Below are 15,802 nucleotides of genomic sequence, written 5' to 3'. Positions count from 1 at the left end.
ATGGTTCGGGCCAGGATTAAATTTCGCTTACATCGTACGGCCATTGTGCTGATCTGTCTGGCTTTGCTGGTGATATTGCTGCAGGGCGCGTCCTATTTCAGTCTCAGTCATCAGATGGCCCGTTCCGAGCAAGTGGAGGAACTGGCGCGCACGCTGGCGCGTCAGGTGGCGTTTAATTTGACGCCGTTGCTGGAGAGCAATAGCGACAACAGCAGCAGGATTGAGGAAACGCTGCACCAGCTTACCGATCACAGCCGAATTCTGGATGCCGCCTTGTACTTGCAGGACGGCACGCTGGTGGCGCGTGCGGGTGAACAGGTGGAAGTACGTGACCGGCTGGCGCTGGATGGCAGCCGCGCCGGCAGCTATTTCAATCACCAGTTGGTCGAACCTGTCAACAGTAAGGACGGGCCGATTGGCTTTCTGCGCATTACACTGGATACCCATGTGCTGGCGACGGAAGCCCGTCAGGTGGACAACACCACCAACATCCTGCGATTGATGATTATGATGGCGCTGGCTATCGGCATTATTTTGGCCCGCACCTTGTTGCAACATCGCCGCTCCCGCTGGCAACAGTCGCCTTACCTGTTGACCGCGAATGCCTCGTCGCAGGATGATGAACCGGCCAACGACGATAGCTCAACTAACGACGATAGCCCAACTACGCAGGACGAGGACAAACTCCATAAACCCTGAACAGGGGTCTTTCATCATATTTGCCCCGGTTAGCTCGGCACACGTTGTCCCTGTACACTCTGTCCCTGCACAATCAGTCCTTGATTGTGCTCTACAGTCTCAGTTAACCCAGACGTTGCTGGAACTGCTGCCATTGGGATTGTAATGCATCGATATTGTGCTGTTCCCAGTCGCTGGGTGACGGGGACGTTTGCAGGTAATGGCGGAATGAGTCGAACCAACCGTCAACGTTGTTATTGCTCGCCAGTGCGAAAATGTGCTGGCGTTTGAGCTGCACGTCGCTGGTGCCGGTGTCATATTTCTGTAGCTGACTTTGTGCCCAGGCGGCGCGAGCGGTGTCACCCATTTCGATGCCGATGCGATATTCCCCTTCCATCAGCGCTTTACTGATGCTGTCTTCATTGGCGACTTTCTGGCTGAAAAAACTGTTGATGGCCGCTTGTGCTTGCTGCTGATAGTCGCTGTTCAGGTATTTGTCTTTGATAGCCGTCAGTTCGGCTTTTTTCACGCTCAGTTGCATCGCGCTGGTGATATTGCTCTGCTGATCGGTAAAGCCGTAGGCCAACACGTCGTGGACCAGCGTCAGGAGGTCTTCTTTACTGAGGTGGCTGTCAGCGTTGATATTATTGGCCCAACTGCTGAAAAGCAGGGCATTGCTGGCGGTGAAAGGGTCTTTGAATAGCGGGTTGTCCAGACTGACGCCGGAGGCGGTGCGCGTGATGATATCATTACGCAGATCACGAATGGTGCGCGTCAGTTTGTCCTGTTCTTCCTTACTCAGCGGTTCGCTTTGTGAGGTGCCCTGGCGCCAGCGCGTCAGGGTTTCTTGCGAAACCTTGATGCTGGTGGGGGCGGTGATGGTTTTTCCGGTCAACGGGTCGCGTTTTTCTGTGTCGAGGCGTTGCCCGGCGTTCGATAGCGAGGTGGTTGGGTCCTGAGAATGGCTATAGCCCGCATTGATAACAGACAGATCCATGCTTTCTCCTTAAATTAGGTAAGCGTTAGCCTGTTTGTTATCGGTGAGTGTAAAACGAATCTTTATGAGTGTTTCTAAATGTTATTATCAGAGCGTGACTCATATAGGGTTTAGGTTACCACCGGCGGTGTTTACGTCATGATTGATTGTGCCGGGCCGGTAAATCAGAGAAAATGAGCGCCTTATCCATCTGTCGCTACGATGCCTGTCACTTAAGCCTGTGTGGGGGAAAACGCGTGTAAAAGTGCTTAGAGGAACTTTTCTGCCGTGCGGCCACGCTTACCCGTGTCCTGATGGCTTAACTGATTGGCATCAGACAGCTTTATCTGTCTTTTATTTCCTAATTTTGTCTGGTGCGGCATCGCTTGCGTGATGCAGATGTCGTCACCTAACTATTAAAGAAGCCTGAATAACATGTCTCCAAGTGAATACGCACGCGAAGTCTCGAAACGTCGGACATTCGCCATTATCTCTCACCCTGACGCCGGTAAAACCACCATTACGGAAAAGGTGCTGTTGTTCGGACAGGCGATTCAGGTCGCCGGTACGGTAAAGGGACGCGGCTCCAACCAGCACGCTAAATCTGACTGGATGGAGATGGAAAAACAGCGTGGTATCTCGATTACCACCTCGGTGATGCAGTTCCCGTACCGTGAATGTCTGGTCAATCTGCTGGATACGCCGGGGCATGAAGACTTCTCCGAAGATACCTACCGCACGCTAACCGCGGTTGACTGCTGCCTGATGGTGATCGATGCCGCCAAAGGCGTAGAAGACCGGACCCGTAAGCTGATGGAAGTGACCCGTCTGCGCGATACGCCGATCCTGACTTTCATGAACAAACTCGACCGTGATATCCGCGACCCGATGGAACTGCTGGACGAGGTGGAAAACGAACTGAACATCGCCTGTGCGCCGATTACCTGGCCGATTGGCTGCGGCAAGCTGTTTAAGGGCGTATACCACCTTTATAAGGACGAGGTTTATCTCTATCAGAGCGGTATGGGTCATACCATTCAGGCGGTGCGCATCGTCAAAGGGCTGGATAATCCGGAACTGGATCAGGCAGTAGGTGAAGATCTGGCCGCGCAGTTGCGCGAAGAACTGGAATTAGTGAAAGGCGCTTCCCACGAGTTTGATCAAGATGCATTTCTGAACGGTGAAATGACGCCGGTATTTTTCGGTACGGCGCTGGGTAACTTCGGTGTCGATCACATGCTGGATGGGCTGGTGGCCTGGGCGCCTGCACCGATGCCGCGTAAGACCGATGCGCGTGTGGTGAGTGCCGACGAAGAGAAGTTCAGCGGTTTTGTGTTTAAGATTCAGGCCAATATGGACCCGAAACACCGCGACCGTGTGGCGTTCATGCGTGTGGTGTCCGGACGGTACGAGAAAGGGATGAAGCTGCGTCAGGTGCGTACCGGCAAAGACGTAGTGATCTCTGATGCGCTAACGTTCATGGCAGGTGATCGCTCCCATGTGGAAGAAGCCTGGCCGGGTGACATTATCGGCTTGCATAACCACGGCACCATTCAGATCGGCGATACCTTTACTCAGGGCGAAGATCTGAAATTCACCGGTATTCCCAACTTTGCGCCGGAGCTGTTTCGCCGTATTCGCCTGCGTGATCCGCTTAAGCAAAAACAGTTGCTTAAAGGGTTGGTGCAGCTTTCCGAAGAGGGCGCTGTGCAGGTGTTCAGGCCGCTTATCAACAATGATTTGATCGTGGGTGCGGTCGGTGTGTTGCAGTTTGACGTGGTGGTAGCCCGCCTGAAAACCGAATACAACGTGGAAGCGGTGTACGAATCGGTGAACGTCTCTACCGCACGCTGGGTTGAGTGCGGCGATGTGAAGAAGTTCGAGGAATTCAAGCGCAAGAACGAGCCGAATCTGGCGTTGGATGGCGGCGACAACCTGGCGTATGTAGCACCGACCATGGTTAACCTCAATCTCGCGCAGGAGCGTTATCCTGACGTGCAGTTCCATAAGACCCGCGAACATTAATCGTTGGTATATTAATCGTTGCTATATCACCCACTCCGCTAGGAGTGGGTGGTTTTATCATATTGATTAACTATCAATAACGTGATGACTGTCTTCTGATCGTTTCCCCGCCACGGACAAATCTGAAATCACTGTCTTCCCGCCGTTCTGTGCTGGGTTTTTGCCTGCCATTGTCTATAGTTACCAGTGTGTTACGGTTTTAGTTTATTTAACCATTATTCGTTTAAAATTAGGTTTTTATGTTTTTTATATTTGATTGGTTAATAGAATAATCTGAAATGACGTAACGAATCGTTCTGACACGAGTAGTAGTAAACCTGTTGTAAAACAGGCGATAACGATAAGGAAGGTATTGATGAAAAAGACCAAGATTACACTTTCGATGCAATGTGAACGGTGGGCTAAGTGTGGATTGTCGCTGGCGGCGTTGGTACTGGGTTCGGTACTGGCAAGTGGTCAGGCGCAGGCTGAGCAGGAAACGCTGGTACAGCAGGCGCAGCGTATCGCCGATACCGCAGGTAAGAAAATCGATAATTCCGTACAGAAGGCTACTGACTATGTAGACGACAGCACCCTCACCGCCAGAGTAAAAGGCGCATTGCTAAAAGACGAAACGCTCGACAGCAATAATATTTCCGTCTCCACCCACGATGGTGTGGTGATGCTTAGCGGCTTTATTGCCAGCCAGCAGATGGCGACCCAAGCGGTGAAAATTGCCGTCCAGACTGAAGGGGTGAAATCGGTCAGTGATAAATTACAGGTGAAGGATGGCAGCGGTGTGCAGTCGGTTAGCGCGTATGCTGGTGACGCCCTCACCACCAGTACCATCAAGGCCAAATTGTTGGCAGATGACATCGTGCCTTCTCGTCATATCAAGGTGGTCACTCAGGATGGCGTGGTATTGTTGACTGGCCAGGTCGGCGACCGGGCGCAAGCTGAACGGGCTGAAGCGATTGCCAAGGCGGTTAGCGGCGTCAAAAGCGTCAAAAATGAACTGACTGTGAAATCCTGAATTCTATCGCCTCACCGCTGAGCATTGACAGCAGCATGATAGTACGCTTGTTGTCGCCATTACGCCCTTTCTTTGAGTGATTGCGGATGTCGCCGCGTACCCAGACCGTTTTTTGCAGGGGTACTGACGGCGATACCCCTCTCAATGTGCATATGCAAGGAGGTCTGATGTTTCGCTGGGGCATTTTTTTTCTCATCATTGCGGTTCTTGCGGCTGCTTTCGGGTTTGGTGCGCTTGCCGGTACGGCTGCCGCCGTCGCCAAAATCGTTTTTGTGGTTGGAATTATCTTGTTCCTGCTTAGCTTGTTTATGGGACGTCGCCGACCATAGGCGTGGAAATTCCATATGTCTGTCATGTTATTTCGTCACACTGTCTGTGTTGTTTTTTTGTCCGAAGTTTGTCTGGGGGTCATTATGATGAATCTGGATGTCGCTATTGGCAGATGGAAACAATGGAAAGGTTGTCTGTGGGAGCTGTGGGCTGAATGTGTTGACAGCGACGGAGCTTGGGTCGCGGGAAACCACGATTTTCTGGCAGGTGTGATGCAGGAATATTACGGAAAAGATCAGGAGAAGGTATCCTTAGAGCATGACAGCTTGCACTAAGGGATGACCGTTGCCCCCCCATTCTTTATCTGATGATGCGCAGGTGCCGGCCTTTGGGTTTATCGACACCCATTGCCACTTTGATTTTCCTCTGTTTGCTGACGATGCCGCGAGCAGTTTGGCGCGGGCCGCGCAGGCAGGCGTCCGCCGCTTGATTGTGCCGGCTGTGGCCGCTGAACACGTTGACCGGGTATTGGCGCTCAGTGAGCGTTGGTCCGTTCTATACGCTGCTCTGGGATTACATCCGTTGTATATTGCCGGGCATCAGGAGGCGCATCTGGCCGAACTGGCGTCGGCATTGGCGTACTCGCCTCCGCGTTTGGTCGCGGTGGGTGAGGTAGGTCTGGATCTTTACATGCTGGAGCCGCAATTTGAACGGCAGAAAGCGTTTCTGGCAGCCCAGCTTAAGCTGGCGGCCCAACATGATCTACCGGTGATTCTCCATTCCCGCCGCAGCCATGATCAACTGGCGCAGATGCTGCGCCGCCATCCGGTGCCATGTACGGGGGTGGTGCACGGTTTTGCCGGTAGCTACGATCAGGCCATGACGTTTATCCGCCTTGGCTACTATATCGGGGTCGGCGGTACTATCACTTATCCGCGCGCCAACAAGACCCGTCAGGCTATCGCCCGTTTGCCGCTTGACCGACTGTTGCTGGAAACCGATGCGCCGGATATGCCGGTGTACGGATTTCAGGGGCAACCGAATCGCCCTGAGCGTATTGTTTCGGTATTCGACGCGCTATGCGAACTGCGTCCGGAGTGGCCGCAGGTGATTGCAGATGCCATTCTTGCTAATACGCTACGATTGTTTCCGGGACTGCGATTACCGGAGTCTGCGTAATCCGTCTGGCACCTTATCGTCAGACGGCGATATTTCCCTGTTTTGTCGGCTGTTTCCGTGACAATGCATAAACCTGGCAAATCGCGTTGTCTGTCGGAATCGACCTGTGGTGAGTGCCTGCGTATCCATCAGAAACCTATTTTTATGGTGAGTATCGCTGTCAACGCGGCAAATTTAACAATCAAAACAGCGTCTAACCCGCATATTGCCAGTTAAGAAAGCGACGAACGTCATTTTTTGATGTTTTTCTTTGTCTGATGCGGTATGAACTTGCGACGAAAATCGTTTAACGTGCTTCGTCTATTCCTTATGACATATTAAGAACCTATTCCAACAGGTTATTTCAGCTGTCAGTTATGCCTACTGGGATAGTTCTACGTTGCAGAGTGCAGTGACATGCTTGCTTCATTTATAAAAAATATCGAGTGGTTGACCATCAGTCCGGCTGGGAATGAGACTGCTTACCCAGGGCATTGCGCTCGCTGCTATTTCGACTTGTCGGCGTATCGTGATGATTTGTTTTCTCTGGCAGGGTTCCCTATGCCGGAGGCGATCACGCGTTCAGTGCCGAAACGCCGGGCAGAGTATCTGGCGGGGCGTTATCTGGCGCAGACGGTGATGTCCCGGCTGGGCGTGGATAGCTATGTATTGACCAGTGCGCCTGATCGCTCGCCGCAGTGGCCGGAGGGCATCGCAGGTTCGCTCAGCCACAACGTCGATAGTGTGTTGTGTGCCGCGCATCAATGCAGCCGGGATATCACCTGTATCGGGCTGGATATCGAAACCTGGATGCACGCTGAGCGCGCCAGCAACCTGTGGCCCGGCATCGCTGATGAGATTGAGTATGACTGGTTGCATTCCCACGATTCGATGAGTTTCGCCAGAATGTTGACACTGAATTTTTCCGCCAAGGAAAGTTTATATAAAGCGTTGTATCCGAAGGTAAAACGCTACTTTGACTTCCTGGATGTCCGCATGGTCGGGCTGGATGCGGTACAGCATACCTTTACTTTGCAGTTGTTGACTGACCTGTCGGCTGATTATCTGGCTGGGCGTAGTTTCTCAGGATCTTATCTATTGCGGGAAAGTGATATCACCACGTTTCTGTTTAACTAAACAGCATGGCGTCATGACGGCAGGGAGCGACAGCGATGAAAATGACGGGCAATACGATACTGATTACTGGCGGTGGTTCGGGCATCGGGTTGGGGCTGGCGGCGGCGTTCCATCAGCGGGGTAATCAGGTCATTATCGCCGGGCGGCGTGAGGAGATCGTGCGGCAGGCCGCAGCGCCTTTCCCTGGCATGGTCTGGCGAGTATTGGATCAGCGCGATCCTATGGCGATTAACGCTTTTGTCGCACAGTTGACGCAAGATTATCCGACGCTCAATGTGCTGATTAATAATGCCGGCATTCAGCGGCGTGAAGATCTAACCCAGGTGGACCCGCAACAGATTACCGATACGGTATCGACCAACCTGTTGGGTCCGCTGTGGCTTACTGGCGCATTAATTCCCCATTTGCTGCGTCAGCCGCACGCGACGATAGTGAATGTGACCTCCGGAACTGGCATTTTTGCCGCAGGCGATTACTCCAACCTACTGTGCCAGCAAAGCAGCGTTGCACGCTTACACCCAAGCGTTGCGCTGCCAACTGCGTCAGACATCGGTACAAGTCATCGAGATTATCCCGCCCTGGGTGCAAACCGGGTTGCAGGGCGATCAGGGGTATGACCCGCGTGCGATGCCGTTGCCTGATTTTATTGATGAAACGCTGCTGTTGTTGTCACAGCAGCCGCAGGCGGAGGAGATTGTGGTAGCGCGGGCCTGCGCCTTTCGGTTTGCCGAGCGGGAAGGAACATACGCCGAGCGTTTTCGATCCTTTAATCTCGATCAGGAAGGTTAAAACAAAAGCCAACCGACAGCTTTTCTGATGGCGGCTACTGATATTTAACGCCCAATACTTCTTAACTGGGTGCAAAACGGGCAGTTGCAACCGCTCACTGAGGTGGCATCGCAGATACCCAACGGACCTGTAGCGACATGACCGTTACTGAATGCCGTTTCCATCTGCGCCAGTTTCGCGGCGTCATTCGGGTTGACAGGCGTCAGTTTGGCCTGAAATGCCGAGGCGTTGGCCGCCGCAAATGAGAGAAAAACCAGCGACATCCTGAGTTTCATAACCGACCACCTGTAAGTTGTCAGGCAACACGTGTTGAAAAGAATAGAGTGTGGCTTGTTATAACATACCCTTTTCTGTGCTGCATCCTTCGTACTTATCCGATAATCGGACAGTTTGTAAGCGTCCATTACCGCCGGGCATGTTGTGATTGTGCTGCTGGCAAAACGTTAGGTATCGCTTATTGATTTGATAAAGACAACGCATTAGCGATGGGCATCACATTTTTGTACCTTACATTCCAAGCCAAACACAGTGGAATACATGAGGAATCAGCGATGTCCGTTATTAATACTAAAGTTAAACCGTTTAAAAACCAGGCCTTTAAAGATGGTCAGTTCGTTGAAGTGACTGAGCAGAGCATCGAAGGCAAATGGAGCGTGTTCTTCTTCTATCCGGCTGACTTTACGTTTGTCTGCCCGACTGAACTGGGCGACGTTGCGGATCACTATGACGAGTTCCAGAAAATCGGCGTAGATATTTACTCTGTATCTACCGATACCCACTTTACTCACAAAGCCTGGCACGGCAGTTCTGACACTATCGCCAAAATTAAATACGCCATGATCGGCGACCCGACCGGCGCGCTGACCCGTAACTTCGAAAACATGCGTGAAGATCAGGGCCTGGCTGACCGCGGCACCTTCATCGTTGACCCGCAGGGCATCATTCAGGCGGTGGAAATCACTGCTGAAGGTATTGGCCGTGATGCCTCCGACCTGCTGCGTAAGGTGAAAGCCGCTCAGTACGTGGCGTCTCATCCAGGTGAAGTGTGCCCGGCTAAATGGAAAGAAGGTGATGCCACGCTGGCACCGTCTCTGGACCTGGTTGGCAAAATCTAACCTCAACTCTCCCCCTGATGTTCTATCGGGTGCATGGCACCCGATTTTTACGCCAACGCCAAGGATAATCTATGCTCGACAATAACGTGCAGCTCCAGCTGAAAACCTATCTGGAAAAATTAACCAAACCGGTTGAGTTAGTGGCGACGCTGGATGACTCAGCGAAATCCGCTGAAGTTCGGGAACTACTCATTGAGGTTGCCGGGTTGTCCGACAAAGTCAGTTTCTTTGAAAATAATGACCTGCCTGTGCGTAAGCCTTCGTTCCTGGTAACCAATCCGGGGGCGGCCACCGGGCCTCGCTTCGCTGGTGCACCGATGGGACACGAATTTACCTCGCTGGTGCTGGCGTTGCTGCAAACTGGCGGTCACCCGTCGAAAGAAGCGAAGGAATTGCTGGATCAAATCCACAGCCTGGACGGCACGTTCCACTTTGAAACCTATTATTCGCTGACCTGCCACAATTGTCCGGACGTGGTGCAGGCGCTGAATTTAATGTCCATCCTGAACCCGAACATTACCCATACTGCCATTGATGGCGGTGTGTTTCAGGATGAGATCAAGGATCGCAATATCATGGGCGTCCCCACGGTATTTCTGAACGGCGAGCATTTCAGCCAGGGGCGCATGAGTCTGGCTGAGATCGTCGGTAAAATTGACACCGGCGCCAACGCCCGTGTGGTCGATAAGCTCAACAGCCGTCCGGTGTATGACGTGCTGATCGTCGGCAGCGGCCCGGCGGGTGCGGCGGCGGCTGTATACGCGGCTCGTAAAGGTATTCGCACCGGCCTGATGGGCGAGCGCTTTGGTGGTCAGATTCTGGATACCGTCGATATCGAAAACTACATTTCGGTGCCGAAGACCGAAGGCGCCAAACTGGCGACCGCGCTGAAAACCCATGTAGATGACTACGATGTTGATGTTATCGATTTACAGAGCGCGCAAAGATTGATTTCGGCTTCTGAACCGGGTCAGCCGCACCAGATCGAAACCGCCTCCGGCGCCGTGCTGAAATCCCGTAGCATCATCATTGCTACCGGTGCGCGCTGGCGCAACATGAACGTGCCGGGTGAAGAGCAGTACCGTACCCGTGGCGTGACCTATTGCCCGCATTGCGATGGTCCGCTGTTTAAAGGCAAGCATGTGGCGGTGATCGGCGGCGGTAACTCCGGCGTGGAGGCGGCTATCGACCTGGCGGGCGTGGTGAAACACGTCACCCTGCTGGAGTTCGCGCCAGAACTGAAAGCGGATTCCGTGCTGCAGAGCAAACTGCGCAGCCTGCCGAACGTGGACGTGATTGTGAATGCCCAGACCACGGAAGTGTTGGGTGATGGACAGAAGGTCACCGGCCTGCAGTATAAGGATCGCGTCACTGACAGCGTTCATAAGCTGGCGCTGGAAGGGATTTTTGTACAAATCGGCCTGCTGCCGAATACGGCCTGGCTGGAAGGAACGGTTGAGCGCAATCGCATCGGTGAAATTGAGATCGATGTCCGTTGTGAAACCAGCGTGAAAGGTGTGTTTGCGGCGGGGGACTGCACTACCGTACCTTACAAGCAGATTATCATCGCCACTGGCGAAGGGGCCAAAGCCTCTCTGAGCGCGTTTGATCATCTGATCAGAACCCAGGGGTAATCAGATTCCGGCCTGAATCCTGTTCCATCTTGTTGCCTGGCCACCCACTTTCGGGCTGTTATCCCTCATATCACTAACCTGACCCGGCCCCTTCAGCCTGTCTGAAGGGGTTTTTTTATGCGCCAAACCCAGGGGTATTATTGCCGTGTTGCGACATGGACACCGTGACTCTCACGCTCGTCAGGCCGTTAGCGGCACGGTGCTGGCAGGCTGGCCGACCTTCAACTGGGTATCGAACGCGAATATATCATTGAAAACGCAGAATTCCGGCACGCCCAGTTCCAGTACCGGCACCTGTTGTTGCAGGTAACGCAGGCACGCCTGTTGGGTTTTCAGGTACGCTTGCGATTCCTCTTCCGTCATCCAGCGCACCAGATACCCCAACGTCACGTGAAAACCATAGGTATCGTGGTCCGGTGCACGGATCTCCAGCCGCTCAGATAACTGATCCCGCAGGGTACGCAATTTGCGCTCCTCGTTGTTATCTACTGGGGTCAGGCGCAGTATGGCGCCAGAATCCAGCTGGGCGTTGAAGTTGGTGATACGCATTTTAAACGGTAACGTGGCTTGCAAGTCGAACCCTGCCAGTTTGCGAGCCAGATGATCGGAACAGGCCTGCATCGGAGCATCGGTGGGTAGGTCAACCGGCCAAAACGGTAACCTGCGTTTGGTTTCGTTCACGCCTTCAAACACGGTCATGTGATAGCTGGAAGGTGGGGTGAAGGCCAGACAGTGGCTGAAGTCCTGCTGTTTTAGCGTATCGCGTACCGTCATAAACGCATTCGAGGCGTCGGAATCCAGCGGGATGTGAGAAATAATGGTGTTGCCGGGAAAGCGGCTGACGCTGCCATCGGGATCGAATTTGCCGCCAATGTCGTGTGGTGTGGGCACCAGAGAATCCGCTGGACGCATGGTGCTGAACATGTCGTCGGCTCTGGCGCTGGCAAATAACGGCATACCATAAGCGAGCAACGGCAGTTGCAGGACGAAGCGGCGGCGTAACGGGTTCATGACTCCTCCAGGTGGTGTAGATTGAGGGATGCGCAGTTTGTCTAGGTTAGGCGTACTTTAATGACGGGTAAATTTCATGTTGTCATGGAGTTGTAAGTGAATCTTAATTTTTGCCGGGTCTGACATATCGTCGGCGCGGGTGCTGCGCCCTCGGTTTGAAGCCCCTGCGGTGGCAGAAAAGCCGGAACAGGTGTGCCGATGGGACTGGCTTGCCGCCGGTTGCTGAACTGTTGATGAAGTGAGTAATCACTACTCTGATGGCGCGCTTTATAGCAAGCGCCACTGGCAACTGAGAGACGCCTGCTACCAGTTGGTCACCTGATGCAATGAAGGAAAGAATGTTAGTGAGTGCTTATATACTTTTGCGAATATTTATTGCAAATAGCCTGTTGTAGATACTGTGCCGAATAAGGAGCGCAGCGACGCGTTTCCCGTCGGCCCGATGCGTGTTTATGCCGGTGATGCTATGCCGCTTGATGCTGCTGGCGGGCGTTAACCGGCGTCTGGCGCAGCAGTCGCAGACCATTGCCTACCACCAGCAAGCTGGCGCCGACATCAGCGAACACCGCCATCCACATGGTGCCCATGCCCAGCAGCGTGAGCGTCAGGAACAAAGCCTTGATGCCGAGTGCCAACACGATATTCTGGATTAATAGGGTACGTGTGGCTTTAGAAATGCGCACAAATTCTGGAATTTTGCGCAAATCGTCGTTCATCAGCGCCACATCGGCGGTTTCAATGGCGCTGTCGGTCCCCATTGCGCCCATAGCGAAACCGATATCCGCGCGCGCCAGCGCCGGGGTGTCGTTGATACCGTCTCCCACCATGCCGATCACGCCCTGTGCCGACAGCCGTTCAATCTGTGAGAGTTTGTCTTCTGGCAACAAGTTGCCGCGCGCTTCATCAATGCCCACATCACGGGCGATGGCTTGTGCCACGTACTGGTTGTCGCCGGTAAGCATCAGGGTTTTAATGCCGGCCTGATGCAGCGCGTTGATAGCCTCCTGACTGGAGGGTTTCACCGTATCGGCCACCGTCATCAACGCTAAAATTTGCCGCTCGTCGCCCAGAATGATCACGGTGTTGCCAGCCTGCTCCAGTGCGGTCAGCCGCCCGGTAATCCCCGTGGCGGTATCGCCCAGCCACTGTTGAGCCAGTCGCTGGTTGCCGAGAAAATAGCGCTGCCCCTGCAGAGTGCCGATGACGCCTTGTCCGGCGACGGCGCTGAAGTTATCGACATCAAGCAATGGCGTACTGATTTCCTGCGCTGCTTTTGCTACTGCCTGCGATACCGGGTGGTCAGAGCGGCTGGCCAGACTGGCAGCCAGTTGCTGACAGCGGGCGGCGTCAACATCAGCGAGCGTCTCAAAGCCGGTCTGCACCGGTTTACCGTGGGTCAGGGTGCCGGTTTTGTCCAGCGCCAGCCAGGAAAGCGCGTGGCCTTTTTCCAGAAATACCCCGCCTTTGATCAGAATGCCGCGCCGCGCCGCCGCCGCCAGCCCGCTGACGATGGTGACCGGGGTAGAAATCACCAGTGCGCACGGGCAGGCTATTACCAACAGCACCAGCGCCTTGTAGGTCCACTCCTGCCAGTTTCCGCCGGTAAACAGCGGCGGCAGTACTGCCACTAATACTGCGCCCAGAAACACCAGCGGGGTGTAAACGCGGGCGAACTGATCGACGAACCGCTGCGTTGGCGCTTTGGTGCCCTGTGCCTGCTCCACCGCGTGAATAATCCGCGCCAGCGTGGTGTTAGCCGCCGCCGCTGTCACCCGATATTCAAACGAGCCGCTTTCATTGATAGTGCCGGCAAATACGTTGTCGCCGACACGTTTATCCACCGGCAGGCTTTCTCCGGTAATCGGCGCCTGATTGACGGCGGAGTGGCCGCTGGTGATGTCGCCATCCAGCGCAATACGCTCGCCGGGACGTACCCGTACGATGCTGCCCAGCGCGACGGTGTTAGCCTCCATGTCGCGCCAACTGCCATCTGGCTGTTGCACTGTGGCGGTATCCGGAGCCAGATTCATCAACCCGGCAATGGCATTGCGGGCGCGGTCCAGCGAACGCGCCTCAATGTGTTCGGCAAGGGTAAACAACACCATCACCATCGCTGCTTCCGGCCACTGTTGCAGGAACAGCGCACCGGTCACCGCGATGCTCATCAGCGCATTGATGTTCAGATTGCCGGTACGCAGGGCAATCCAGCCTTTGCGATAGGTGGTCAGCCCACTGGCGGCGACGGCGAGAATCGCCAGTACCGCAGCCCACCATTCGGGCAAACCGCTCCACTCTACTGCTTCCGCCGCTCCGGCAGCGACCACCGCCAGGCCCAGCGGCCACCAGGGTTTTTTCGGCTCCGGCGGCAAGGGAGCGCGATCATCACCGGTGCGAACTTCAGGTTCGAACCCTAACGTGCGGATGGCGGCCAGCACCTTGTCTAATGCATCGTAACGGTGGGTAACCGTCATCACCCGTTGCATCAGATTGAATTCCAGCTTGCTGATTTCCGGCAAGGTGCCGAGTTTTTTTCGCAGCATCGTTTCTTCGGTCGGGCAGTCCATCTGCATGATGCGTATCGGCGTGCGCTGCTGGTCGCCGATACGTTCCGCACCTTCCAGCGTAGTGGTTGGCTCGGTCGGTGCCGCATTGTCGCAGCAGTGATGAGCGCATGTTTGCCCACGTTGTTGGGTATTGTTAGCGGTGTGAGGCGTCTGGCGCGCCTGCTGATGTGGCCGGAACAGGGCCTTACCCGGTTTTTCCAGCGTGACCGGCTGGAATTGACGGTGAGAAGTAGATGAATGTTTCTCTGACATGGTTGATTCCTGTTCTGGGTTTTGTTGTAGTAAAAACCCTGTAGCAACTATAGGGTCAAGGGGGAATTACATGAAAATTGGCGATCTGGCGAAAGCGACCAACACCACACCGGAAACCATTCGTTTTTATGAGAAGAAAGGGCTGTTGCCCGAACCGGAACGTACCGAAGGGAACTATCGCCACTACCATCAGTTTCATGTTGATCGGTTGCGGTTTATCCGTAACTGCCGCTCATTGGACATGAACCACGATGAAATCCGCGCGCTGGTTGCGCTCAGTGAGCAACCTGCTGCCAGTTGCGAGGGGGTGAATATCCTGTTGAATGAGCATCTGGGGCATGTGGAAGCGCGTATTGCGGAGCTACAGCAACTGAAAGTGCAACTGATGCACATTAGCCAACGCTGTCAGGTGACGCAGACTGTGGACGACTGCGGCATTCTGCATGGTTTGTCTGCGTTGGAGATTGAAGACAGCGGCACTGGTCATACGCACTTGGGGTAAGCGCTTACCCACCCGGTTACGCCGATTCTCGCTCGATGAGCTGAAAGCCGATATCGATAATTGCATCGCTGTGGGGATGGCCGGCGATGTTGTCTGCCAGTAAGGTAGCGGCCCGGCGGCCCATCTCCCGCCTGTCGATGCCGACAGTGGTGATAGAGGGACGATTGCTGGCGGCAAAATCCAAATCGCCGAACCCCATCACCGCCAGATCCTGAGGAACACGCAAGCCACGGCTTTCCGCTTCCTACGCTGAGTGAACAGGCTCGCAAGTGGACGCAACTGAGCTGTGAATTTGGCAAGTACGCCGGGTAGTGTCTTGTCTGGTACGGCTATTGATAACCGTTGACGTGCTGCTACCAGCCAAAGTAACTGAGGCGACCAACGTACGATCCACATTCTTTCAATTTTCTGGCCTGATTATCTTGCGAGCTAATCAGGCTAAATATTATACATATTACCAATAATCACAAATAATGATCTCAATAAGCATTATCATAATATCTAATTATTAAAAAATAATTAAAATAAAAAAGAAATAGTGTGATCATTTATATAAATGAATTAATAAGTGGTATTGTTTATTTTGGTGTTTTCTGACGCCGTATTGTTATGATTTTTCTGGTCGCTATTTTAAATTTTTTTTGTGTGATATATTATCGTGACCGGAGAGGTGCGAATA

Annotated in this window: 16 protein-coding genes and 1 pseudogene; 12 read left to right on the top strand and 5 right to left on the bottom strand. The window is 53.7% G+C overall.

From position 1 onward, the window contains the following. Complete coding sequence (locus tag Dpoa569_RS17205) at nt 1-699, top strand: YtjB family periplasmic protein (protein ID WP_042868306.1); 699 nt, start codon at nt 1-3, stop codon at nt 697-699. A gap of 103 nt (nt 700-802) precedes the next feature. Here Dpoa569_RS17205 and Dpoa569_RS17200 read toward each other — a convergent pair whose 3' ends face one another. Beyond that, nucleotides 803-1,675 (bottom strand): hypothetical protein, encoded by an 873-nt coding sequence (locus Dpoa569_RS17200; RefSeq protein WP_042868308.1) that lies wholly within the window; start codon nt 1,673-1,675, stop codon nt 803-805. A 414-nt stretch (nt 1,676-2,089) separates the two neighbouring features. Between Dpoa569_RS17200 and prfC the strand changes: the two genes are divergently transcribed. From prfC to Dpoa569_RS19840, 8 genes are all read left to right on the top strand, one after another. Beyond that, complete coding sequence (gene prfC, locus Dpoa569_RS17195; protein ID WP_042868313.1) at nt 2,090-3,679, top strand: peptide chain release factor 3; 1,590 nt, start codon at nt 2,090-2,092, stop codon at nt 3,677-3,679. A gap of 355 nt (nt 3,680-4,034) precedes the next feature. After that, nucleotides 4,035-4,691: a molecular chaperone OsmY gene (gene osmY / locus Dpoa569_RS17190; protein WP_050569378.1), complete on the top strand. Its 657-nt coding sequence runs from the start codon at nt 4,035-4,037 to the stop codon at nt 4,689-4,691. Nucleotides 4,692-4,858: 167 nt separating this feature from the next. Further along, nucleotides 4,859-5,020 (top strand): DUF1328 family protein, encoded by a 162-nt coding sequence (locus Dpoa569_RS17185; protein WP_071604272.1) that lies wholly within the window; start codon nt 4,859-4,861, stop codon nt 5,018-5,020. 87 nt (nt 5,021-5,107) lie between these two features. Continuing rightward, on the top strand, nt 5,108-5,296 hold the full coding sequence (locus Dpoa569_RS17180) for a CsbD family protein (protein ID WP_042873744.1): 189 nt from the start codon (nt 5,108-5,110) through the stop codon (nt 5,294-5,296). A 10-nt stretch (nt 5,297-5,306) separates the two neighbouring features. Continuing rightward, nucleotides 5,307-6,140, top strand: a complete 834-nt coding sequence (locus Dpoa569_RS17175; RefSeq protein WP_227983089.1) for a TatD family hydrolase — start codon at nt 5,307-5,309, stop codon at nt 6,138-6,140. Nucleotides 6,141-6,536: 396 nt separating this feature from the next. Further along, a complete protein-coding gene (locus Dpoa569_RS17170; RefSeq protein WP_042868316.1) occupies nt 6,537-7,256 on the top strand; it encodes a 4'-phosphopantetheinyl transferase family protein in 720 nt (239 codons plus the stop codon). 35 nt (nt 7,257-7,291) lie between these two features. After that, a complete protein-coding gene (locus Dpoa569_RS17165) occupies nt 7,292-7,873 on the top strand; it encodes an SDR family NAD(P)-dependent oxidoreductase (RefSeq protein ID WP_407643802.1) in 582 nt (193 codons plus the stop codon). Continuing rightward, nucleotides 7,761-8,045 (top strand): hypothetical protein, encoded by a 285-nt coding sequence (locus Dpoa569_RS19840; protein WP_407643801.1) that lies wholly within the window; start codon nt 7,761-7,763, stop codon nt 8,043-8,045. The genes Dpoa569_RS17165 and Dpoa569_RS19840 overlap by 113 nt, the downstream gene beginning before the upstream one ends. A 44-nt stretch (nt 8,046-8,089) precedes the next feature. Here the strand turns inward: Dpoa569_RS19840 and Dpoa569_RS17160 are convergent, their stop codons facing one another. After that, nucleotides 8,090-8,320 (bottom strand): hypothetical protein, encoded by a 231-nt coding sequence (locus Dpoa569_RS17160; RefSeq protein WP_042868318.1) that lies wholly within the window; start codon nt 8,318-8,320, stop codon nt 8,090-8,092. A 276-nt stretch (nt 8,321-8,596) separates the two neighbouring features. Here Dpoa569_RS17160 and ahpC point away from each other — a divergent pair, with 276 nt between their 5' ends. Beyond that, on the top strand, nt 8,597-9,160 hold the full coding sequence (ahpC, locus tag Dpoa569_RS17155; protein WP_042868321.1) for an alkyl hydroperoxide reductase subunit C: 564 nt from the start codon (nt 8,597-8,599) through the stop codon (nt 9,158-9,160). 71 nt (nt 9,161-9,231) lie between these two features. Further along, the gene (gene ahpF, locus Dpoa569_RS17150; protein ID WP_042868323.1) at nt 9,232-10,794 is read left to right on the top strand and encodes an alkyl hydroperoxide reductase subunit F; all 1,563 of its coding nucleotides are present in this window, start codon (nt 9,232-9,234) and stop codon (nt 10,792-10,794) included. A gap of 180 nt (nt 10,795-10,974) precedes the next feature. Here the strand turns inward: ahpF and Dpoa569_RS17145 are convergent, their stop codons facing one another. Both Dpoa569_RS17145 and Dpoa569_RS17140 read right to left on the bottom strand, forming a co-directional pair. Continuing rightward, the gene (locus Dpoa569_RS17145) at nt 10,975-11,805 is read right to left on the bottom strand and encodes a DUF1868 domain-containing protein (protein ID WP_042868325.1); all 831 of its coding nucleotides are present in this window, start codon (nt 11,803-11,805) and stop codon (nt 10,975-10,977) included. A 464-nt stretch (nt 11,806-12,269) separates the two neighbouring features. Continuing rightward, nucleotides 12,270-14,621 carry a heavy metal translocating P-type ATPase gene (locus tag Dpoa569_RS17140; RefSeq protein WP_146411597.1) on the bottom strand — a complete coding sequence of 784 codons (2,352 nt, stop codon included), beginning with the start codon at nt 14,619-14,621 and terminating at the stop codon, nt 12,270-12,272. A gap of 70 nt (nt 14,622-14,691) precedes the next feature. Here Dpoa569_RS17140 and cadR point away from each other — a divergent pair, with 70 nt between their 5' ends. After that, complete coding sequence (gene cadR / locus Dpoa569_RS17135; RefSeq protein WP_042868335.1) at nt 14,692-15,123, top strand: Cd(II)/Pb(II)-responsive transcriptional regulator; 432 nt, start codon at nt 14,692-14,694, stop codon at nt 15,121-15,123. Between the two features lie 16 nt (nt 15,124-15,139). Here the strand turns inward: cadR and Dpoa569_RS17130 are convergent. After that, nucleotides 15,140-15,367: pseudogene (locus Dpoa569_RS17130) on the bottom strand (substrate-binding domain-containing protein); the annotation flags it as partial. Nucleotides 15,368-15,802: the final 435 nt, after the last annotated feature.

It is taken from the genome of Dickeya poaceiphila (assembly GCF_007858975.2).
In the GTDB taxonomy this organism is placed as follows: Bacteria; Pseudomonadota; Gammaproteobacteria; order Enterobacterales; family Enterobacteriaceae; genus Dickeya; species Dickeya poaceiphila.
This window is presented reverse-complemented; position numbering and strand designations above follow the sequence as displayed.